General features: G+C 44.6%; 19 protein-coding genes. 17 read left to right on the top strand and 2 right to left on the bottom strand.

The window, feature by feature from the left end; translation table 11 throughout:
* Window positions 1-2 precede the first annotated feature (2 nt).
* The 3 genes from BM265_RS00500 to BM265_RS00510 all read left to right on the top strand — a co-directional run bounded on the left by BM265_RS00500 (window position 3) and on the right by BM265_RS00510 (window position 6,158).
* A complete protein-coding gene (locus BM265_RS00500) occupies window positions 3-1,508 on the top strand; it encodes a GldG family protein (protein ID WP_074959533.1) in 1,506 nt (501 codons plus the stop codon).
* Window positions 1,505-2,914 (top strand): DUF4340 domain-containing protein, encoded by a 1,410-nt coding sequence (locus tag BM265_RS00505; RefSeq protein ID WP_074959534.1) that lies wholly within the window; start codon window positions 1,505-1,507, stop codon window positions 2,912-2,914. Before BM265_RS00500 ends, BM265_RS00505 begins: the two co-directional genes overlap by 4 nt.
* 481 nt (window positions 2,915-3,395) lie before the next feature.
* Entirely contained in the window at window positions 3,396-6,158 is a 2,763-nt protein-coding gene (locus tag BM265_RS00510) for an endo-1,4-beta-xylanase (protein WP_074959535.1), read from the top strand.
* Window positions 6,159-6,300: 142 nt separating this feature from the next.
* On the opposite strand, the gene BM265_RS00515 is transcribed toward BM265_RS00510, so the two are convergent.
* Window positions 6,301-7,722: a GGDEF domain-containing protein gene (locus BM265_RS00515; protein WP_074959536.1), complete on the bottom strand. Its 1,422-nt coding sequence runs from the start codon at window positions 7,720-7,722 to the stop codon at window positions 6,301-6,303.
* Window positions 7,723-7,914: 192 nt separating this feature from the next.
* On the opposite strand from BM265_RS00515, the gene BM265_RS00520 reads away from it, so the two are divergent.
* The 4 genes from BM265_RS00520 (at window position 7,915) to BM265_RS00535 (ending at window position 11,205) form a co-directional block, all read left to right on the top strand.
* Window positions 7,915-8,574 (top strand): response regulator transcription factor, encoded by a 660-nt coding sequence (locus tag BM265_RS00520; protein WP_074959655.1) that lies wholly within the window; start codon window positions 7,915-7,917, stop codon window positions 8,572-8,574.
* A 78-nt stretch (window positions 8,575-8,652) separates the two neighbouring features.
* Complete coding sequence (locus BM265_RS00525; protein WP_074959537.1) at window positions 8,653-9,567, top strand: ABC transporter ATP-binding protein; 915 nt, start codon at window positions 8,653-8,655, stop codon at window positions 9,565-9,567.
* Window positions 9,560-10,324 (top strand): ABC-2 transporter permease, encoded by a 765-nt coding sequence (locus tag BM265_RS00530; protein WP_074959538.1) that lies wholly within the window; start codon window positions 9,560-9,562, stop codon window positions 10,322-10,324. The genes BM265_RS00525 and BM265_RS00530 overlap by 8 nt, the downstream gene beginning before the upstream one ends.
* An 8-nt stretch (window positions 10,325-10,332) precedes the next feature.
* On the top strand, window positions 10,333-11,205 hold the full coding sequence (locus tag BM265_RS00535) for a sensor histidine kinase (protein ID WP_074959539.1): 873 nt from the start codon (window positions 10,333-10,335) through the stop codon (window positions 11,203-11,205).
* A 148-nt stretch (window positions 11,206-11,353) separates the two neighbouring features.
* Here BM265_RS00535 and BM265_RS00540 read toward each other — a convergent pair whose 3' ends face one another.
* Complete coding sequence (locus BM265_RS00540) at window positions 11,354-11,950, bottom strand: haloacid dehalogenase-like hydrolase (RefSeq protein WP_081358321.1); 597 nt, start codon at window positions 11,948-11,950, stop codon at window positions 11,354-11,356.
* Between the two features lie 453 nt (window positions 11,951-12,403).
* Between BM265_RS00540 and BM265_RS00545 the strand changes: the two genes are divergently transcribed.
* From BM265_RS00545 to BM265_RS00590, 10 genes are all read left to right on the top strand, one after another.
* Window positions 12,404-15,238: an ABC transporter ATP-binding protein/permease gene (locus BM265_RS00545; RefSeq protein WP_074959540.1), complete on the top strand. Its 2,835-nt coding sequence runs from the start codon at window positions 12,404-12,406 to the stop codon at window positions 15,236-15,238.
* 148 nt (window positions 15,239-15,386) lie between these two features.
* Window positions 15,387-15,980, top strand: a complete 594-nt coding sequence (locus tag BM265_RS00550) for a TetR/AcrR family transcriptional regulator (RefSeq protein ID WP_074959541.1) — start codon at window positions 15,387-15,389, stop codon at window positions 15,978-15,980.
* A 6-nt stretch (window positions 15,981-15,986) separates the two neighbouring features.
* Window positions 15,987-16,370 carry a hypothetical protein gene (locus tag BM265_RS00555; protein WP_074959542.1) on the top strand — a complete coding sequence of 128 codons (384 nt, stop codon included), beginning with the start codon at window positions 15,987-15,989 and terminating at the stop codon, window positions 16,368-16,370.
* A 23-nt stretch (window positions 16,371-16,393) separates the two neighbouring features.
* Complete coding sequence (locus BM265_RS00560; RefSeq protein ID WP_074959543.1) at window positions 16,394-16,897, top strand: GyrI-like domain-containing protein; 504 nt, start codon at window positions 16,394-16,396, stop codon at window positions 16,895-16,897.
* Between the two features lie 12 nt (window positions 16,898-16,909).
* Window positions 16,910-17,116 (top strand): hypothetical protein, encoded by a 207-nt coding sequence (locus tag BM265_RS00565; protein WP_074959544.1) that lies wholly within the window; start codon window positions 16,910-16,912, stop codon window positions 17,114-17,116.
* Window positions 17,101-17,508, top strand: a complete 408-nt coding sequence (locus BM265_RS00570; protein ID WP_074959545.1) for a YjdF family protein — start codon at window positions 17,101-17,103, stop codon at window positions 17,506-17,508. Before BM265_RS00565 ends, BM265_RS00570 begins: the two co-directional genes overlap by 16 nt.
* Before the next feature lie 145 nt (window positions 17,509-17,653).
* A complete protein-coding gene (locus BM265_RS00575; protein ID WP_074959546.1) occupies window positions 17,654-18,310 on the top strand; it encodes a phosphatase PAP2 family protein in 657 nt (218 codons plus the stop codon).
* Window positions 18,311-18,321: 11 nt separating this feature from the next.
* The gene (locus BM265_RS00580; protein ID WP_074959547.1) at window positions 18,322-18,939 is read left to right on the top strand and encodes a helix-turn-helix domain-containing protein; all 618 of its coding nucleotides are present in this window, start codon (window positions 18,322-18,324) and stop codon (window positions 18,937-18,939) included.
* 30 nt (window positions 18,940-18,969) lie between these two features.
* Complete coding sequence (locus tag BM265_RS00585; RefSeq protein ID WP_074959548.1) at window positions 18,970-19,407, top strand: hypothetical protein; 438 nt, start codon at window positions 18,970-18,972, stop codon at window positions 19,405-19,407.
* 335 nt (window positions 19,408-19,742) lie between these two features.
* Window positions 19,743-21,815, top strand: a complete 2,073-nt coding sequence (locus BM265_RS00590; RefSeq protein ID WP_074959549.1) for an RNA polymerase sigma factor — start codon at window positions 19,743-19,745, stop codon at window positions 21,813-21,815.
* Window positions 21,816-21,821: the final 6 nt, after the last annotated feature.

Below are 21,821 nucleotides of genomic sequence, written 5' to 3' on the forward strand. Positions count from 1 at the left end.
ACATGGCACAGAATGAAACAAAAAAACCGAAAAAGTCATACGGCTTTACTGCCGTTGCACTTGTTTTCGCAGCTATATCGCTGGCGATAGTCGTCCTGATCAATCTGATGGTATCACGTATGAATATCATTTGGGATATGACTTCTACAGGTATATACAAGCTCACGGATTCTACCAAGGATTATCTGAATTCCGTAGACAAGAAAGTAAATTTCTACTTCCTGTTCGATATGGACGTGCTTTCAACCGATACCGACAGTATGCCGCTTTACAATGCTATGAAAGAGTATTCTCAATTCGACTGCATAAATTTCCAGGCTTTCGATCCGGATAGCGACCCCGATAAGACAAAGGAACTCCAGAATATGGGCTTTTCAGTTTCTCAGGGCGATATCGTTGTTGAGTGCGAAGGCAGAAGCAAGCGTATACCCGGCAACACCATGTTCCAGACACGTGTTGCCGACAATCAGACCACAAGCACTTTGTATTTCACAGGTGAGAACCTCATCACAGGTGCGATTGATGCTGTAGTATCAGGCAGAGAGACAAAGATCTATTTCCTGACAGGTCACGGCGAGAAGCCTCTTGACACAGATTACACCACACTGAGAAGCAGACTTGCTACACGTAACTATATTGCCGCCACTCTTGACCTGACAAACAAGGATTCTGTTCCTGATGATGCTGCTATCGTTATACTGGCTGCTCCTAAGAATGATATCTCAGAAAACGAGCTGAAAGTTCTGAACGACTATCTCGATAAGGGCGGTAACATCTGTTTCTGGATGTCTCCAAATGAGGCTGAGTTAGATTATGTCAATATCGAGAAACTGCTTAAAGAATACAATATAGCAATGGACTACGACCGTGTTGAAGAGACAGACCCCGATCTCTACGCTCCGAATGATCCAACAAGTTTCTACTGCAGCATAGTTGTTGCAGATGAAACCACTAAAATTGACATCACCAGCGGTCTTAAGGAATTCACTGATCAGAATTATTTCCCTGCAATGATCAATACCAGAAGCTTTGTACAGATATACGGCGAGGGCGATAACAGCACACACGTTTTTTCTGATGGGCTCCTAGAGACCATCGACAAGATAGGTGACGGTTCTTCGACTGCTATAGGTAAGCCTGTGGGCGGTGCTAAGCCACGAGAGACTCTGGGTAACAGCGTTCTGGAACTTGCAATGTATTCTACAGATACACAGCGTGCGGATTCTAAGATAATGGTCATCGGTAACGCTGAATTTATAGACGATGAGAATATTGATCAGAACTACTCGATGATTCCAGTAAATCTGCAGCTCTCCGTATTCTCATGGATGTATGATTCCGAACTTGCACTTGACTTCGGTATAGGAAGCAAGGAGCGTACTTTCGATGAAATGAGCATCGAATCTACTTCAAAGGCACAGGTAACAAACGTCATATTCATTGCTGTACCCGTCTTTGTCGGACTTATCGGCGGCGCAGTATTGCTCAAGCGGAGGTATACAGAATGAACCGTAGATCAATGATCGCTACCGGTGCTGCCCTTGTTCTCCTCTTAGGAGGTGCGGTCGGCGCGTACTACTATGTTGATCACAAGAAGTCTTCAGAGGAAGCTGCTGAAAAGGCTGAGGCTGATTCTCTGAAACTGATGGAATTTGATTCCAATGATGTAAATGCTATAGATATCACTACCGCTGAGGGATATTTCAAGATGAAGTGCGGGGATAACGGCGAGTGGACTCTCGAAGACACTGATTATCCCTACAAGTTCACTCCCTACAGCTATCAGATGAACGTCATCGCATCTGCAATGAGCAAGCTAAAAGCCGATCACAAAGCTGATACGAAGAAAGATGATCTTGGCAAGTATGGGCTGGATTCGCCTGCTACGGTTATATGCCACACAGCTGACAAGGATTATACTGTCTATGTTGGTAGCAGCTCGGTTACTAACGAATTCTGCTATGTTATGCTGCCCGATGATGATACGGTATACTGTATCGACAATGCTACGGGTCTTGAACTTCGCGGCGATATAGCCAAGATATGCGACCCATACTTACTTGAATGCACCGATAACGAGATAATGCGTTTTGCACTGGTGCATAACGATGAAGTTGTTTACGACCTCTGCCGAAATGAGGATAATACTGCGGTATGGTCCTTCAATGGTCCTGTGACCGATGTTGCCATTGACACTATCACGGTTAATACCATCCTTACCAACATGGTCAGGATCGAGGCTGCTGATTTTGAGTGCTTCACCAAGGATGAATCCGAACTGGCAAAGTACGGACTTGATTCTCCTGCTTATACTTTCACGGTGGAGACATCTGACAAGACCATCACTCTTGAATTCCCCGAGATAAGCGCGGAGGATGAGAAGGTATGGTGTTATGATGCAGATACATACGAGGTATGCGCGATATCAAGCAACAGTGCTGCTTTCCTTTCTGGCAAGTGGCAGGATCTTATAACAAAGCAGGCAATGTCTGTTTCATTCTATGATGCGGAAACTCTGGAAATCGATGTTAACGGCGAGACACACAAGCTGACTGTCGATCATGAGAATTCAAAATATGTTTATGATGATGTCGATGTGACTTCCAAGGATAATGAGGAAGCTGCAAAGAATTTTGAATACCTGTACGCTTCCGTATCTGAGATAAAGCACGGCGAATTCAGGGAGGATATTCCCGAAAAGATGGGTGAACCCACCTGCACATTCGCATATACCCTTACCGATGGTACAAAGCGCAAGCTTGAACTTGTGCCCATAGATGACAGTAACTACTGGGCGTATACCGACGGTAGGTGTCTCGGTATGACAGTGGAAAGAAGTGCTATCGATGGTACTAACGGCTGTCTGTCTTTCATCGAGAAGCTCAATGCTGACCTTGGCATTGAAAACAAGTAAGCAAATGATCGTTACTGAAATATGATCAACTGATGATCCCTCTGCAGATGCAGGGGGATCTTTTTTGATAGAAAACATCATAGTGCATTAGAGGATATGTTAAATTCATTTCTGAAAACGGATATGGACAAAACGGCAAGAATAAAAACATAGTGAAATTGTACAATGATATAATGAAATAAGATAATTGAAAAGAACAACATTTGGTTAATTAGATGTCGGAATATGTTACAAATATTTTAAAAATACGGTGATGAATATAGTAAAAGTGCAATATAGCAATTTTTGAATATTGGAAGCTGATAAATAGCAAAAAACGATTTGAATTTATCTCTTAAAAAATATAAAATATTAACAAAAGAAAGGGTACAGGGTCTGAAGCCGAAACATGGGGCTTTCGACGAGGTAAAACCAGGTTCTGTACAATTCTTTTAATTTGATCTTTTAACCTATATTATTTGGAAAGAGAGGATTTTTGCTTATGAAGAATTATGTTACAAAGCGTGCGGTAAGTGCTCTTATTGCAGGTATGATGCTGACAGCTCCAATGACACCTATGATCAGCCAGACTGTTATAAGTGTATCAGCTGCAAAGATGCTGACAACAAGCCCTTCGCACACACAGGAAGTTGGCTGGTATAACGATTATCACCACGAGATCTGGCAGGCAGATACTCCTAACTCGTCTACTATGACACTGCATGACAATGACGGCGGTTTCAGCACATCCTGGAAGTGCGGTCCTAACGGATCAAGAGGTAACTTCCTTGCTCGCCGTGGTCTGTACTGGGGTCTGAATAACCCTAAGACTTACAAGGACTATGGTGATTTCTACTGTGACTACGACTGCAGCTGGTCCGCAGGTTCATCAGGTAACTCCAGAATCTGTATCTACGGCTGGGCTCAGAATCCTCTGGTAGAGTACTATATTATTGAAGACTGGAAGAACTGGTCTCCCGCACAGGATTCTACAGCACAGTACAAGGGTTCTGTAACTATCGACGGAAGTGAATACAAGATATATACAAGTGCAAGAAATTCCTACACCATTGAGGGCAACAAGAATTTCACACAGTATATCAGCATCCGTCAGAACACAAGAACCAAGGGCACAATAAGCGTTTCCGAGCACTTCAAGGCATGGGAATCCAAGGGTCTGAAGATGGGCAACCTGTACGAAGTTGCTTTCAACGTTGAAGGTTGGGAATCCGACGGTCAGGCTGATGTTACCCTGAAGATGTACGAGGGTAAGGGCAACGGCGGTAACAACGGTGGCAATAATGGCGGTAACAATGGTGGTTCTACAACTGTTCCAAATCCCGATTCTAACGGCGATTATTTCACCAGCACATTTGAGAATGGTGCAGGTAACTGGGAAGGCAGAGGTGCTGCATCTGTTGCTATCGACAGCAAGAACTACTACGGCGGCAGCAAGTCACTGTATGTAAGCGGCAGAACAAGCAACTGGCACGGTGCATCTATCCCCCTGAGCACTTCCACATTCGTCCCCGGCAATTCCTTCAGCTTCAGCACAGGCGTTCTGCAGAAGAGCGGTTCCTCCACAAGCATGAAGATGACTATGCAGTACACTGATTCTTCCGGTACTGAGCAGTATGATGAGGTTGCTTCCGCTACTGCACAGAACGGCAAGTGGACAAAGCTGGAGAATACATCTTACAAGATCCCCAGCGGCGCTTCCAATCTTGTTCTTTATGTTGAAGCTCCTGACAGCCTGACAGATTTCTATATCGACAACGTACAGGCTTCCAAGGCTGGCAAGGCTTCTTCCGTTACCACAGGCGGCGGTAAGGTAGATTCTTCTTCCGGCACAGGCACAGGTACCGGTTCTTCTGATGTTAATACTTCGGATGCAGGTCTGAAGGACGTATTCTCTACCGAATTCAAGGTAGGTACTGCTGTAAGCTCTTATGAAGTTAGCTCACACCCTGACTTTATCAGAAAGCACTTCAACAGCATCACTCCCGAGAACGAACTGAAGCCCGATAACATTCTTGACCAGAATGCAAGTAAGTCCTACGGCAACAACGTAAATCCTCAGGTAAAACTGCCCAGCAACTTAAAGACTATCCTTGACTTTGCTGTTAAGTACAATATACCTGTAAGAGGTCATACACTCATCTGGCACAGCCAGACTCCTGACTGGTTCTTCAGACAGAACTTCGACAGCAACGGTTCAGTTGTTTCTCAGTCGGTAATGGATCAGCGTATGGAAAACTTCATCAAGAATACTTTCCAGATGATCAAGGATAATTATCCTACTCTTAAGCTCTATGCTTATGACGTTGTTAACGAAGCATTTGAAGTAAGCAACGGCAACCTCAGACAGGCAGGTATGAACGGCGCTTATGGTCAGTCTCCTTATATGGCTATTTACGGCAGCGACAGCTATATGCAGAAGGCATTCGCTTATGCAAGAAAGTATGCTCCTTCTGACTGCAAGCTGTTCTACAACGACTTCAACGAGTATGACGATGGCAAGGTAACTTCCATCTACAACTTCTGCAAGAAGGTTCACGAAGCAGGTAACCTGGACGGTATCGGTATGCAGTCTCACCTGGGTACAAACTATCCTGATGCTTCAAGATATAAGAACGCACTTGATCTGTTCTCTTCTATCCCTGGCATCGAGATCCACGTAACTGAGCTGGACGTTATGCAGAAGGGCGCAAGCGACTCCGCATTTGCTAGCTACTACAAGGGCATCGTTCAGAATATCGTTAACTGCGACGCTGTAACTTCACTGACATGGTGGGGCACCAACGACGGCATGAGCTGGAGAAAATCCGATACTCCTCTGCTGTTCGATTCAAGCTACAAGCCTAAGCAGGCATACAGCTCTGTTATAAGCATTATTCCTACCGATCTGTGGGGCAAGACCAACGGTAATAACGGCGGCAACAACGGTGGTAATAATGGCGGCAACAACGGCGGAAACAACACCGGCGACACCTATCCTACAAACATCAAGGTAAATTACAGCACTCAGTATCACCAGGTACAGTTCACTTGGGATAAGGTACAGGGCGCTGACAAGTACGGCATCGCTGTATATCTGGCTGGTAAGTGGAGAGTTCAGACTTCCAACATCACCACAAACAGCTATGTAACTCCTAAGAACCTGACTCCCGGCATGAGCTATAAGGTAGCTATCGCTGCAAGAGTTAACGGCAACTGGGATACCGCTAATGCTATCAAGAACGCTGTAAATGTAACTGTTAGATAATATCAGTTTTACAAGTACATCAATAGCATAAACAGATACGGGACGACCGCTTTGGACGTCCCGTATTTTTTGTTATTATGAAACTATGCCGATAAAAAGACCTCTCGTGGAAAATCCGCGGGAGGTCTTGTCATTGTTATTATCAGAGATTTTTGCGCCAGTTCTTCTCGGGATGCTGGCGGTAGAATTCTTCCTTGTTCTGATACATACTCTGGTCAGCTGCCTGCATTGCGGTGAAAATATCGTAGTCACCCTTATACCATTTTGCACCTGTTGCAAAGCTGACATTCGGGGTGTTTTCGGCAAGGGCATGGAGCCTTGCAACGCTTTCTTCCAGCTTTTCGGGAGTGATATCGGGGCACAGTACCACGAACTCATCACCGCCGGAACGGTATATCTCATACTCATCGAAAGCTATTTTCAGTAAAGCTGCGGCATTCTGGAGAAGTTTGTCTCCCGCCGCATGACCGCTGCCATCGTTGACTGCTTTCAAACCGTTAAGGTCGGCAAATACCACGCCGATACACTCGGGCTTGGCGGACTTGTCGTTGGTCAGCTGTTCAACACGTTCGTTCATCGCATTTCGGTTTAGCAGCTGTGTAAGGCTGTCAGTTCTGCTCATTATTTCCAGTCTTGAAACAAGGTGGTGGTGAGAAATTCTTGCACCCAGCATGAATGTGGTGAGTTCAAGAGTTTCTTTGATCTCCATTGTTTTCTCGGTATCGAAATTGATTGCCCAGATAAATCCCACCAGGTCATGGTCGTAGCGTATGGCTGTAAGTATCAGTTTGTTAACATTGAAACTCTTAAGAGACCTGTACCATACAGGATCGCGTTCTTCGATTATGCTCAGGTCGTCCAGCAGCAGGCAGTCAGTGCCGTCAAGGTCTTTTTCCCAGGCGAGAGCTGTTTCATAGGGTGTGCGTCCCATTCCGGATGTCATGCTTTCAAGCATCTCGGGCTGTTCGCCGTTTTCGTTATAAAGTTTACACTCCTTTTTAAGGGCATCAATGGTATAAAGGGCACAGTATTCTGAACTGCATATGTTATTAAGTTCGCTTATGCATTCTTTCATAGCCATTTCAAAGCTCTGCATTTTATTGAGCTTGACACTGAGTTCCATTATTGCAGATGCAACTTCGCCCGAACGCTGTGTCATATATTCCGTTTCGGGTTCTGCTGAGCGGGTAGTTATGTACAGGCAGTATGCCGTTCTCGGCGATGTGTTGGGCTCTCCTTTTTCGTTCAAGATATTTCCGTCTTCATCCAGGGGCAGATAGAAACCCTTTATCCACATACCGAAAGCATTAACGTAGGAGTATAGCGGCTCATTATTGATAGCGCTGTTATATATGAAGTTTTCGAGATTTACCTCGGTGAAATATCTGCGAAGGGGAACGCCGGGATAGAATTCGGGTGCATCGGGGAGCATATTGAACATCATTGTGTTTATATCATTTATTGCCATTATGCGGATCTCGCTTTTGCTGCCGTCGGGCAGTATATCGAAAGCGTAAACTCCCGCTATGATTTTGAATTTATTGACAAATGCCTGAAGATCCATAAAAGCCTCCTTGATGGTATGTATGATATGATGCGTTTTAGAGTAACATCGCTTAACAGAATTATACTATATTTTTCATAAAAAATCAATAGTGAATATAAATAAATACAGAAAATATAAGATCGTGTCTGATCTTAGGCGGCATTGCATTAAATTATGTTTTGTGATATAATAAAAAAACGAGGTGAGATCATGGCAAAAATATTGATAACAGACGATGATGCAAACATCAGCGATATGATATCCGAAGCCCTTATGAATGAGGGTCATACGGTTTTAAGAGCGTATTCGGGGACTGAGGCGCTGATGGTACTTTCTCACAGCAAGCCCGACCTTGTGCTGCTTGACCTTATGCTGCCGGGGCTGACAGGTGAGGAGATATTGCCTAAGATAAAGGATATACCTGTTATAATAGTCAGCGCAAAAGCCGATATCAGCGATAAAGTCGGTCTGCTGATGGGCGGAGCTGCGGACTATATCACAAAGCCTTTCAATATAAGCGAACTTCTTGCAAGGGTATCTGTACAGCTCAGGCAGAAAGACCGCAGCACTTCTGATTCCATTACCTGCGGCGAGCTTTCTCTCTGCTGTGACAGGCTTTCGGTAGCGGTTAATGATACAGAAGTACAGCTTACCCGCACCGAGTGTGCTATACTTAAACTGCTGATGCAGAATCCCGATATGCCTGTGGGTAAGACCACGATACTAGATAAGATAAGCTATGATACACCAGATTGTACCGAGCGTTCGCTGAAACAACATATCAGCAATATCCGCCATAAACTTTCAGCAGTGAATGGCAGAGATCATATCGAAGCGGTGTACGGCATAGGGTTCAGATTCAAATCTTGACGAAATCTTGACATTTTCTTTGCCGCTGTCTTGACCATTATGTGTTATTATGTTTTCAGAAAGGAAAGGTGATACATCATGAAATATGTTCTGAAAACAAAAGATATCTGCAAGAACTATAAAGATTTCAAAGCACTGAACGGTCTCACGATGAATGTGCCTCAGGGTTCGATATACGGATTTGTTGGTAAGAACGGCGCGGGCAAGACCACGCTTATCCGACTGGTATGCGGTATGCAGCTGCCCACAAGCGGTGAGCTGGAACTTTACGGTGCAAAGCTTACGGATAAGGAGATCTCCAAGTCCCGCAGGAGAATCGGTGCAGTGGTGGAAACTCCGTCCATATACCTTGACATGACTGCGGTGGATAATCTGAAACAGCAGTACCGCATTTTAGGTCTGCCAAGTTTTGAGGGCATTGATGAGATACTGAAACTTGTTGGGCTTGAAGATACAGGTAAGAAAAAAGCAAAGCATTTCTCACTTGGTATGCGTCAGCGTCTGGGCATAGCAGTTGCGCTGTGCGGAGATCCCGATCTGCTGGTGCTTGATGAACCTATAAACGGTCTTGACCCTCAGGGCATTATTGAGATACGCGAACTTATACTGAAGCTCAACCGCGAAAGAAAGATCACGGTGCTGATATCTTCACATATACTTGATGAGCTTGCAAGGCTGGCGACACATTATGGCTTTATCGACAACGGCAGGATCGTCCGTGAGATGAGCGCCGAGGAGCTTGAAGCCGCCTGCCGCAAGTGTATGCGCATAACCGTTTCGAACACGTCTGTTCTGGCGAAAGTTCTTGACGATATGGGGCTTGAGTATACCATAATCGACGATAGCCACGCGGATATCTACGCAAAGCCTAACATAACTCAGCTTTCGATGGCTCTTGCAAATGAGAACTGCGAAGTTCTCACTGTTGAAGAGCACGACGAGAGTCTGGAGAGCTTTTATATATCACTTGTGGGAGGTGCGGGCAATGACTAAGCTTTTAAATGCTCAGTTTCACGAGCTGTTCAAATCAAAATACTTTTATATTACTTCGATAATATGCGTTATTTTCGGAGCAGGTCTGACAACGGGTATGTACCTTTTCCCAAACTATAATCAGCCTGAAAATTCAAGATTGATACTTACAAAGGAAAACATCCTCGGTGTTGTGCCTTCCTTTGCGACTATGCTGTTACCCTTTGCGGCGGCTGCAACAGTTGCGGTGCTGCTGGATTCACAGTACAATCACGGCACTATCAGGAACATGATCTGCTGCGGACATACCCGTACAGATATATTCTTTTCAAACCTTATAACCATGAGCGCGGCAGCGGCGATATATTTTGTATTGTATCAGGTCGCAGCGATATTCATGGCTGTGTGCGTTTTCGATTTTGAGGGATATGATCTTAAAGCAACTTTGGTATCACTTTCGGCGATGCTGTTGATGCTGATATTTGAAAGCACGGTGATCTCGCTCCTGCTGGGAAATCTTATGAGGGGCGGAAAGCTCACGATAGTGATACTTGTTGTTCAGTACATTTTGAATATATCGATTGTATTCGGTATGTACAAATATGACAACATTATCGCTGATATCGCAGCAAAAATATTCCCCCAGAGCTGTGTGTTCTATTTTTCCTGCTTTGCGGTACCCGAGGGTATATGGAAAAACTATGCGGTATCGGCAGGGCTGATAGCTGTAATGAGTCTGATAGGCCTTCATCAATTCAAAAAATGTGATATAAAGTAGGTGTGCAAATGGTCTGGTGTCTTGCGGCGGCGATAGTGGTTATCATAATACTTTCGGTGAGAATTTATCTGCTGAAAAAATCGGCTCGGGAGATCGTAGAGGGATTTTCCGACAAGCTGCAGAATGACACCAACACGGTTATAGATATCACCAGCCGTGACAAGGATATGCTTTTTCTGGCTGACAGTATAAACAAACAGCTGAAAAAACTGCGGAAAGAGCATTTGCAGTATCATCAGGGCAACACGGAACTGAAAACGGCGATAACCAATATATCCCATGATATACGTACACCGCTTACGGCGATATACGGCTATCTTGATATGCTTCAGCAGACTGATGATCCCGAAAAGCAGGCAAAGTATATCGCCATAATGAAAGAGCGCGCCGAGCTGATGAAGCAGCTGACAGAGGAGCTTTTCCGATATTCGGTAATAGTATCCGATGAGAGCGAGATGCAGACGGAGTCAGTAAATGTTGGACAGGTACTGGAGGACAGTATCATGGGATACTTCGCCGCCCTTAACGAAAAGGGGATAGTCCCCGAGGTCAGCCTGACCGAACACACTGTTATACGTGAACTCAACAAGGAGTATCTTGCAAGGATATTTTCAAATCTGCTGAACAATGCGCTGAAATATTCTGACGGCGATCTGCGGATAATACTTTCCGGAGATGGTGTCATCACGTTTTCAAACACGGCAAAGGATCTGTCATCGGTGGATGTTGAACAGCTGTTTGACAGATTTTACACGGTAGAAGCGGCACACCATTCAACGGGATTGGGACTGTCCATCGCCCGTACACTTGTGGAGCGCATGGGCGGAACTATCACAGCGGAATACATGAACAACAAGCTTATAATAAGGATAGCGCTGTGAGTATAATGAGATATCTGCAGGTAAGCGGGTAACAGAAAAATATCCCCGAAATGTATCAGCAGGTCTATGAAATCAGACAACAAACGGATAATATAAAGACAAAAAATTGCAGGCAGCACCTCTGGCGGGTACTGCCTGTTTCGGATCATCATAGTTTTGCTTTGCCCTGTTCGGTCATCTTTTTTAGTCTGCCTTTTTCGACTATGTACACATTGTTTGCCAGCTTCATCAGTGGTTTGTCGTTGAACGAATCGGTGTAAAAGCTGTCGATAGGGGTGTCACCGTAGACCTCTTTATAGCGCTTGGCCTTGTTTTCGCCGAAGTTGAAATACACCATTTCACGCTTGTCGGGGTCGATAATACTGCTGATTATATTGTCTGTGCCGAGTTTATCCTTTATGGCATTTATCAGCATATCGGGACCGGCTGTTATTATAACATCGTCCTTGTTTACGCGCTTTATAATGTTATGGTCGAGCCTGTGGATATTTTCAGCCCAGAAGCTTTCGACTATCTCTGCGGCTTCGTACTTGTCCTTTACTGCGATCTTCAGGAAATCGTTGATCTCCTGCTCGGCTTTTTCCCTGTCAACAATGCACATCTTGTACTTGGCAAGGTTTATCAATATCGAGGGTACGTATAGCAGTATCCTTTTGTTTCTGCGGATCAGATAAAACGCCAGGTCTATCGAGCTTTCGCCGTGGTATAGGGTGTTGTCGAAATCAAATACTTTTATGTTGTCCACAACCTTTCGGGGTAAGTAATTTTTGTATGGGCTGAACTTTCAGTCATATCATTTCACATAGAACAGCCTTTCATTATTCTGAAATTGCCATTTTTGAATACTGTCCACAGATAATTATACCACAAAAATCTCAGCAAGTAAAGCTTTTTTGATGAGTGCGGATCGGGCAATGGCGAAAAATTGTTATACACCGTGACATCAATATAATAGCCGCCTCTTTTAGCACATTGTCAATTTTATGAAAATAAACTGAAAGATAATGCCGGTCCAGTATCACATTATTTTCAGCTAATTTCACATTACTATCACATAATGATAATTTTTATTTTTCTAAACCGTGTTAAAATGATACACGCGGAGAAAATGATACAACTGAGCAGAGGATATCTGCTCTGTTGTGAAAACACTCTGCAATATTTCAGATATAAAATACAACGAAAGAAGGAGAGCAAAATGTTAAAGATCGAAGACATCCGAAAGGAGTACATTACGGGTGATCTGAAGCAGACTGCGCTGGACGGCGTGAGTCTTAATTTCCGCGACAATGAGTTTGTGGCGATACTTGGACCCTCGGGGTCGGGCAAGACCACACTGCTGAACATTGTCGGCGGACTTGACCGCTATGACAGCGGCGACCTTATTATCAACGGTATATCCACAAAGAAGTATAAGGACAGGGACTGGGACAGCTACCGAAACCACACAATAGGTTTTGTATTCCAGAGCTACAACCTTATCCCGCACCAGACTGTGCTTTCAAATGTTGAGCTGGCGCTGACTATCTCGGGTATATCGAAGTCCGAAAGAAAAAGACGTGCTAAAGAAGCACTTGAAAAAGTGGGACTTGGTGAACAGCTCCACAAGCGCCCGAATCAGATGTCGGGCGGACAGATGCAGCGTGTTGCTATCGCCAGAGCGCTGGTGAACGATCCCGATATCCTGCTTGCTGACGAGCCAACTGGTGCGCTGGATTCTGAGACAAGCGTTCAGGTCATGGACTTGCTTGCAGAAGTTGCAAAGGACAGACTTGTTATAATGGTAACGCACAATCCCGAGCTTGCTGAAGAATATGCCAACAGGATAGTCAAGCTGAAGGATGGTAAGATTATAAACGATTCAAATCCCTTTGAAGTAGATGAATCTGATCTTTCAGTACCCGAGCATAAGAACATGGGCAAGTCTTCCATGTCCCCGCTTACCTCTCTGGGACTGAGTTTCAACAATCTGCGAACCAAAAAGGGAAGAACTCTGCTGACAGCTTTTGCAGGTTCTATCGGCATAATCGGCATAGCGATGATACTTTCTCTCTCAAACGGCGTAAACAATTATATCAGCGATGTGCAGAAGAGCACCATGTCTTCCTATCCTATCAGCATTGAAGCTCAGGCTTTCGATATGAGTGCTGTGATAGAGACTGCGCCTATGGGCAGGGGAAAAGATGAGGTACAGGGTCACGAAATGGACGGTGTTTATGCTGACGTTTCAGACATTCAGAGACAATCGGAAATGCAGCTTAGCATAACCGAAAACAATCTTACCGCTTTCAAGAAATATCTCGACGACAAGGACAGCGAGATAAATAAATACGTGGGCGAAAACGGCATAGTATATACCTACGATACAAAATTCGGGGTATACACCTATGATGATAACGGCGAGTTCGTAAACACTGACGGTAGTACACTTGAATCCATAAAGGCGACTCCCCTTGGCAGCAGGGGAATGATGGGTATGATGGGCGGTGCTTATGCATCCGATTTTTCACAGCTTATCGCAGGTGCTGACGGCGAACAGGTCAGCAATGTGATGACAGAGAACTACGATGTTCTTTACGGAAAATATCCCGAAAAATACGATGAAGTTGTGCTGGTGCTTGACGAGAACAACGAGGTATCTTCCACTGCACTTTATGAACTTGGTATTCTTCCGACGCAGGAATACAAAGACCTTATGGCTCAGATTGATGAGGGCGAAGAGGTCAAGATAGATATTAAAAAGCTGGACTATGCTGATATCTGTGCTAAGGATTATTACCTTATCCCTCAGTGCGACCTTTTTGTTAAGAACGACAGCGGCACATACGATGATATCACCGAAGAAAATACTGTCATAGAGGATATGCTGGGCAGCGCTGTAAAGCTGAAGATAGTCGGTGTAATCAAGCCCAACGGCAATAACGATGTTCAGCTTATCAGTACACCTATCGGCTATACCTCGGCGCTGACAAATTATCTTATCGATTACACAAACAACAGCGAGATAGTAAAAGCCCAGATGGCGAACAAGGAGATAAATGTTATCAACGGTATGCGCTTTGAGGCTTCTGATGACAAGCAGAAGATAGAGGACGCAAAGACCTATATCAGGAACCTGAACACAAGTGAAAAAGCGGGTCTTTACACCACGATGATGCAGTCCATGAGCGATATGTCCATTGGAGGAATGTCTATAGGTGACCTTGCGGGTGTTATGTCAGGAATGTCTGGGGATATTCAGGGAATGGATATTCCCGCGGTTGACGATGAAACTTCCAATGACCTTGATGCGATATCAGCGGCGATGACTGACCCTGAAAATATGAGCGAGAACGATATGTCGGCTTTTCTTGACGAATATCTTGAATCACCTGATGATGAAATGATGCTGATGATATACGATATGTACATCTCTAGCGGTGACTATGATGATACTCTCTCGACACTTGGTGTTGTCAGCCTTGATGCTCCGTCTTCGATAGACATCTATGCAGATGATTTTGAATCTAAGGATGCTATAGCCCAGTGTATCAAGGATTACAACAGTGAAGCAAGTGATGAAGACCAGATAATCTACACCGATTATGTTGGTCTGCTTATGTCCTCAGTAACGACTATAGTAAATACTATATCCTATGTGCTGATAGCCTTTGTTGCGGTATCACTGATAGTATCTTCTATAATGATAGGCATTATCACATATATCTCCGTTCTTGAAAGAACAAAGGAGATAGGTATTCTCCGTGCGATAGGCGCTTCAAAGAGAAACATCTCACAGGTGTTCAATGCGGAAACATTCATCATCGGACTTTGTTCGGGTCTTATCGGTATCGGGCTGACTCTTCTGTTGCTGATACCCGGAAATGCGGTCATCCATGCAGTGGCTGAATCAGAGGATGTGAATGCTTCTCTGCCTGTGCTTAGTGCTTTGGTACTGATAGTTCTGAGTATATTCCTTACACTTATTGGCGGCTTTATCCCCGCGAAAAAAGCGGCTAAGAAAGACCCTGTAACAGCTCTCAGGACTGAATAATAAAATACTTACTGCCGATGTGTTTAAAAGCGCATCGGCAGTTTTGTTTGGACGAAAATGAAAAAAATATCAAAAACCCCTTGACAAGTGACCGATAGTTCACTATAATATAAGTGAACGATTGGTCACTGTTTGATCGGAGGTAACGATGGCAAAGGATACTAAAGAAAGAATTCTGGAAGCGGCGCTGGATCAGTTTTCGCAAAAGGGCTATGCGGGTACAAATATCCGAGAGCTGACTGCATCGCTGGGACTGGTTAAATCCTCGATGTACAAGCATTTCAAAAGTAAGGAGGATATCTGGAACAGCCTGCTTGACGAGATGATAGCCTATTATGACAAGGGTTTCGGTTCAGCGGAAAATCTGCCGCCTGTTCCAGATTCTCTTGAAGCGCTGACGGCAATGACGATGCGTATGGTGGATTTCACGGTGCATGACGAGCGGGTCGTTATGACGAGAAAACTGCTTTCGATAGAGCAATACCGTGATGAGCGGGCAAAGGAGTTGGCAACTAAGCATTTTCTCACAGGGCTGACGGATATGTTTGCCCATATTTTCAGGGGAATGGCGGAGAAAGGTCTGCTGAGATGTGATGAACCTGAAATGCTGGCATTTGCATATACTGCGCCGATATCAGCTTTGATACACCTTTGTGACCGCGAACCTGAAAAGGCAGATGAAGCAATCGAAAAGATAGAAAAATTCAGCAGGCATTTTGTGAATACATACGGGATAAGGTGACAGAAAATGGATGATATCCAACAGGCGGCGATAAAGAAAAAATCCTTTGAACTGAACTATAACGGCGGTACGATCTGGTGCGAACATCTTGACGGCATGGGCGGATATGAAGATGAAGTCATTGAAAAATTACTCGGTGATAAAAAGGCTTTTTCAAGACCTTCATCTTCCGCATTTATGATCATCAACCTGGATAAGACCGAAATCACCGAACGTATAACCGAAACGATCTTTTCTGCTTTTGAAAACAGCGGAAAAGTGTTCAGGAAGATAGCTTTTGTCGGTGTAGGCAGTCGGTTACGCAGAGAGATAAAAGCTTTGAAAGCAAAGTGTATAGCCGTGGAAACTTTTGATGATTACGAAAAGGCAAAGGACTGGCTTCTGCCTTAAACTGAATACTGAGAGGTGTAACAATGAACGTAACTTATGAAAAGAAACATAAAATGACATTTATAGGCTTTCACACTGAGATACCTAACGGCGAGGGCTATACCAAGTGTCCCCAGTTCTGGGAGAGGGAATACAACGCGAAATATGCAAGGCTGTGGCAGACTATGAAGCCTGAAACTCCCGTGGAAGCAGCTATACTTGAAAACGGCATAGGTATGTACGCTATCTGCGTGGAATCGGATAACTGTTTTTCCTACTGGATAGCGGGTCTTTACAAGGGCGGGGAAGTTCCGGATGGACTGGAGCTTTTCTCTTTCCGTGAAGGTGATTGGGCGGTATTTTCAACAAAAGGTGCTATCCCCGAATCTCTGCAAGCACTGAACACATACGTATGGCAGGAGTGGTTCCCGAAAGACGGTCAGCAACATCATGCTGACGGCACAGCCACGATAGAAGTTTATTCCACAGGCGAACCGAAGTCACCCGATTATGAAAGCGGTATCTGGGTGCCTTTGCTGGATATCTGAAAAGAGGGAAAAATGAGCAAATACAGCAAACTCTGGGAATACATCAGGGATAATTCGCCCGCTGAACTTACCTTTGATGAAGTGGAAAAGATATGCGGGACAGATATTGACCACTCATTCCTGAATTACAAAAAAGAGCTTACCGTCTACGGATACAGGGTGGCAAAGATTTCCATGAAAAACAAGATCATATTTATTGAGCCATGGAAGGAAAGCTGACGGTCTATTTTGATGACCCTTTCTGGGTCGGGGTATTTGAGCGCTGTGACGGCGGAAAGCTTTCGGTCTGCCGTGTAACTTTTGGCGCTGAACCTTCTGACTGCGAGGTTTATGGATTTGTTCTGAAGCATTGGGATGAACTTCCTTTCAGCAAAGCTATCGAGGCTGAAAAGAGAAAGACCGCAGATAATCCTAAAAGAAGACAGCGGAACGCCAGAAAGCAAATGGCGCAGAAAGGTATCGGTACGAAATCTCAGCAGGCACTTCAGAAACAGCTGGAAGAGAACAAACTGGAGCGAAAGGTCAGGACACGAGAGGAGAAACAGGCGGAAGCGAAGCGCCTTTTTGAACTGAAACAGCAAAAGAAAAAAGAGAAACACAAAGGTCGATAGCAATACGGGTGATGGCTCAAAATCCCCGAAAATACGCCATGACACGAATCGTATCACGGCTGTGACGGACAGATTCTTTACATCATCCCGCTCGTGTGTTACCATAAGGTCAGCCGAAAGGCAATACCTTAAAGGAGAATGAGCGATGAGAAATAAGGGAAAGAAACTGACGATTTTTGGAGTTGTCATGCTGGCGATCTTTGCGATGTGGACATATCTGATACAGACGGTAGATGTTCAGCCGGTGGGACAAAAGGGGACTGATATCGGTTTTGCTGATATAAATGTCAGGTTTCATGATATCACAGGTGTGCATATGAGCATTTACACCATCACGGACTGGCTTGGGCTTGTGCCGATAGCTGTCTGCATGGGCTTTGGTTTACTGGGTCTGACACAGCTTGTCAAAAGAAAAAGCCTTTTAAAGGTCGATGTTGATATCGTACTGCTGGGCGTTTATTATATTCTGGTGATCTTCGGGTATCTTATATTCGAGATGATACCCATAAATTATCGACCCATACCGATAAACGGCTATATGGAAGCTTCCTATCCCTCATCCACAACTCTGCTGGTGCTGAGTGTAATGCCTACGCTGAGTTTTCAGGCGCACCGCAGGGCTTCGGCAGGAGTTTTGAAACTCTTGGCGGATATATTTGCCTTGTTTTTTTCTCTGTTTATGGTCATCGGACGAACAGTTTCGGGGGTACACTGGCTGACTGATATAATCGGTTCGGTGACACTCAGCGGAGGGCTGTATCTGCTGTATCACGGTGCAGTTTTATTGAATGAAAAAGATTGACGGAGGCAGAAATGGAATTCAACGAAAAATTACAGGAACTGAGAAAACAGCGGGGTCTTACGCAGGACGAGCTTGCGAAAGAGCTGTATGTTTCGCGGACTGCGATATCAAAATGGGAATCCGGCAGGGGATACCCGAGCATCGATTCTCTAAAAGAGATATCCCGATATTTCTCTGTTTCGATAGATTCTCTGCTTTCTTCCGAGGAACTTATCACAGCCGCGCGGGACGAGAATGATTCAAATATGCGGAGCATTTACCGCCTGCTTTCGGGCATAGCCGATGTCATGAGCATCATGTTTATACTTCTGCCGCTTTATCCATGCGAAAAAAACGGTCATATCACATCGGTGACATTGTGGCATTGTACGCACCAAAAGCCGATACTTCTGGTTTACTGGATACTTTTCATTTTACTGGTATCATCGGGATCGGCAGGTATCATTCTGAATAGGTTGAAAGCTGAAAAGGGACAGCGGATTTTAACAGCGATTTCCTTCGTACTGAGCATGGCGGCCGTGCTGTACCTTATAATGACCAGAGTGCCTTATGCTGCAGTGACGGAGTTTTTTCTGCTGGCACTGAAAGCGGTATCGCTTTATAAAATGCCACGGGAGAAGAATCAATAGTAACTGTTTGTCTAAAGAAAGGAGAACAATATGGAAAACTACTGTGGAGCAAACTGCGAGAATTGTGGGATAAAGGAAAACTGTAAAGGCTGTACCGCCACCTGCGGTTCGCCTTTCGGGGGGAGATGTGTTGCTGCTGAGTACATAAAAGTCGGCGGAAGAAAAGGCTATGAGGATTTCAAAGCTAAGCTTCTTGAGGAGATAAACAAACTTTTGAAAGCCGAGGGCTTAGGAAAAGCGGAAGAACTCTGTGAGCTTGCGGGAAGTTTCATCAACCTTGAATATACTATGCCAAGCGGTGAAAAGGTGAAGCTTCTGAATGACAAGAATATCTACCTGGGCACCCAGATAGAATTTGCGGATATGGGAGTCTGTTATGGTGTAGCGGCTGATGCTTCGTTCATACTGATATCTTCATACAGCGTTGACGGCAGTGAACCGGAGATAGTTCTTTACAAAAGGAGATAACACATTCAGGCGGATGCAGGTAAGGTACTGTGTCTGCCTTTTGCTTTTATAGATATTCTTGACGGATAGCCTTTAAAATTGTATAATGGTTATGTAAAAACACTGGAATAAAAATTTTTTTCAAAAAAGCATTAACCTTTTGCAGAGATAGACCCTCTAACATACAGAGAGGCGAAAAAAGCCTTTCAGACCATAGAAGGAGGGATAGATCTGGAATGGGAACAAAATGATGAAGTTCTGCTTGATGAGCTGATAGCGCTTATCCTGGCTTATATGGCAGAAAATGGTATGCTTGATGATCTGCTTGGTAAATACAATGATAAGGAGTAACGAAAATGGGTGACTTAAATATTCAACAGCTTATTGAAAGGGCGAAAAACGGAGATAAGTCCGCAGTTGACGAGATATACAGAGAGTACAGCGATACCCTGACAAAATTCGTGATGAAGCAGGGGCTCACAGAATTTGATGCGCAGGACGTTGTATCCGATACCTTTGTTGAAATGATGAAACACATCGATCAGCTGAAAGAATCCTCGTCATTCAATTCGTGGATACATACTATAGCAAAGCGCAAGGCTTGGGAAGCCAAGGAAAAAGCATCACGCAGACAGGATATCCCAGCCGATCCCGAGGATGATGACCCCGACCGCGCTCTTGAACTAGCTTACGAACAAGCCCGCGAAGATACAGTGATGCTCCCCGAGGATTACGCTGTTAATGAGGACATCAAGCAGATAATTACAGAACAGCTGGAAGCACTCAGCCCCGAATACAAGGAGGCGCTCTTTCTGTTTTACTACAAAAACAAAAGTATTGCCGAGATAGCCGAACTTACAGGAACGAATGCGAACAACGCAAAGGTCAGGCTCTTCAATGCGCGCAAGAAGCTGAAAGCTAACCTTGAAAAACTGCAAAAAGCGGGCGTTGTGCTGTGTGCTGTTCCGCTCTTCAAATTCATACCCGAAAATGCAGGAAAACTGGAAACAGCCACCGCTGCGGGTGCTGCTGCAAAAGCAGCCACCACAGCCGCAAAGAGTTCAACGGCTGTAAAATCGGGAATAGCTGCAAAAGTTGCAGCGGCTGTCATCGCGGCAGGTGTGGTTGCAGGCGGAGTGACTATAGCTGTTAACAGATCGGATAAGAAAGACAAAGACCACGGAGGTCAGCTTCATGCCGCAGTTCAGAAAGTTCCCGATGTAGGAAAAGACAGCGATACAAGCCAGAAACCTCAGCTGATTAAGACAGAGACAAACGACATTACCTCTCAGCCTGACTGGAAAGCGGAAATGCTGAGCAAGCTGACTGAGGAATACGGCGATGCATCGGGATTAAAGGGTATCATGTATGATACGGACGGTGACGATATCCCCGAATATTTCATATACGGCAAGGCATCAGAATCTGCGAAAAGGTTCAATACTGATAAGGAGTCAAATTACCTTACTGTGGGTACAAGATGTCTTTATGGATATTCGGAAAAATACATCAGAGCAGATACTGATTTTCAGCCGACTATTTGGTGTTCGGGTGACCCGTCGGAGAATGATCTGCTGTGTGTCGAGACCGTGGAAAGTAGGCAGGAGATATTCACAACCAAAGAGGGCGGTCATCTTAATATCGGTATGGGTATGAGCGCCGAGGAAGCAAAGAGTATATATGATTTTGACAGCGAGACCCACAGGCTGATTGCTGACGAGACCACAGGATTTGAAGAGATAGGCGATTTCGCCAAGTGGATAGAAAGCTGGAATGGCAACTATGAACTTAAGACCGAAGATGCACCCTTGCTTTCCTGCAATAACCTGAATGTATGGCAGAATTCATATTTTGAGTATATCGATATTTATGCCAACCATCACAACAATGTCCGCTGCGGGCTTTATGATGTTAATGCCGACGGTGTTCCCGAACTTCTGCTTGAATCGTATATCGAGGTGACAGATGATGGAAAACACATAGGCAGTGATGCTGTGATGGTCACCTGTGACAGCAGCGGTGAGCGCGATTCTATTACGAGTGCAGATTACAATCATCGTGAGGATACAGAACTTGTAGGCGGATTGACATTCACGGGACAAAACGAGAATGTGTGTACTGTCAATCCCCTGAGGTTAGACGAAAACACAGTGCAGTACACCGAATTGCGCCACAGGATAGTGGACGGTCATTTTGAGTATGACGGCGGTATAAGCGATACTTTCAATGTGACCGACAAAGGATTTGTGTATTTCAGGGGAAAGAATGAGATCGAGAAAGATTTATTTATGGAATCACACACCAGATTATATGGGATCTCCGATCCTGTAACGACCTGTCCCGCTTCATTCGATAAACAGGCAAATATCAAGTGGTTTGATAACAAGCACAGGATAGATATGTTTATCGACAATTTATCAAAAAACTGAAATTGA

The sequence above is a fragment of the Hominimerdicola alba genome (genome assembly GCF_900112155.1).
GTDB lineage: Bacteria > Bacillota > Clostridia > Oscillospirales > Ruminococcaceae > Hominimerdicola > Hominimerdicola alba_D.

Bases quoted from the DNA above. Each gene is read 5' to 3' on its own strand.
- BM265_RS00500 (WP_074959533.1), top strand. From the start codon at position 3: ATGGCACAGAATGAAACAAAAAAACCGAAAAAGTCATACGGCTTTACT.
- BM265_RS00505 (WP_074959534.1), top strand. From the start codon at position 1,505: ATGAACCGTAGATCAATGATCGCTACCGGTGCTGCCCTTGTTCTCCTC.
- BM265_RS00510 (WP_074959535.1), top strand. From the start codon at position 3,396: ATGAAGAATTATGTTACAAAGCGTGCGGTAAGTGCTCTTATTGCAGGT.
- BM265_RS00515 (WP_074959536.1), bottom strand. From the start codon at position 7,722: ATGGATCTTCAGGCATTTGTCAATAAATTCAAAATCATAGCGGGAGTT.
- BM265_RS00520 (WP_074959655.1), top strand. From the start codon at position 7,915: ATGGCAAAAATATTGATAACAGACGATGATGCAAACATCAGCGATATG.
- BM265_RS00525 (WP_074959537.1), top strand. From the start codon at position 8,653: ATGAAATATGTTCTGAAAACAAAAGATATCTGCAAGAACTATAAAGAT.
- BM265_RS00530 (WP_074959538.1), top strand. From the start codon at position 9,560: ATGACTAAGCTTTTAAATGCTCAGTTTCACGAGCTGTTCAAATCAAAA.
- BM265_RS00535 (WP_074959539.1), top strand. From the start codon at position 10,333: ATGGTCTGGTGTCTTGCGGCGGCGATAGTGGTTATCATAATACTTTCG.
- BM265_RS00545 (WP_074959540.1), top strand. From the start codon at position 12,404: ATGTTAAAGATCGAAGACATCCGAAAGGAGTACATTACGGGTGATCTG.
- BM265_RS00550 (WP_074959541.1), top strand. From the start codon at position 15,387: ATGGCAAAGGATACTAAAGAAAGAATTCTGGAAGCGGCGCTGGATCAG.
- BM265_RS00555 (WP_074959542.1), top strand. From the start codon at position 15,987: ATGGATGATATCCAACAGGCGGCGATAAAGAAAAAATCCTTTGAACTG.
- BM265_RS00560 (WP_074959543.1), top strand. From the start codon at position 16,394: ATGAACGTAACTTATGAAAAGAAACATAAAATGACATTTATAGGCTTT.
- BM265_RS00565 (WP_074959544.1), top strand. From the start codon at position 16,910: ATGAGCAAATACAGCAAACTCTGGGAATACATCAGGGATAATTCGCCC.
- BM265_RS00570 (WP_074959545.1), top strand. From the start codon at position 17,101: ATGGAAGGAAAGCTGACGGTCTATTTTGATGACCCTTTCTGGGTCGGG.
- BM265_RS00575 (WP_074959546.1), top strand. From the start codon at position 17,654: ATGAGAAATAAGGGAAAGAAACTGACGATTTTTGGAGTTGTCATGCTG.
- BM265_RS00580 (WP_074959547.1), top strand. From the start codon at position 18,322: ATGGAATTCAACGAAAAATTACAGGAACTGAGAAAACAGCGGGGTCTT.
- BM265_RS00585 (WP_074959548.1), top strand. From the start codon at position 18,970: ATGGAAAACTACTGTGGAGCAAACTGCGAGAATTGTGGGATAAAGGAA.
- BM265_RS00590 (WP_074959549.1), top strand. From the start codon at position 19,743: ATGGGTGACTTAAATATTCAACAGCTTATTGAAAGGGCGAAAAACGGA.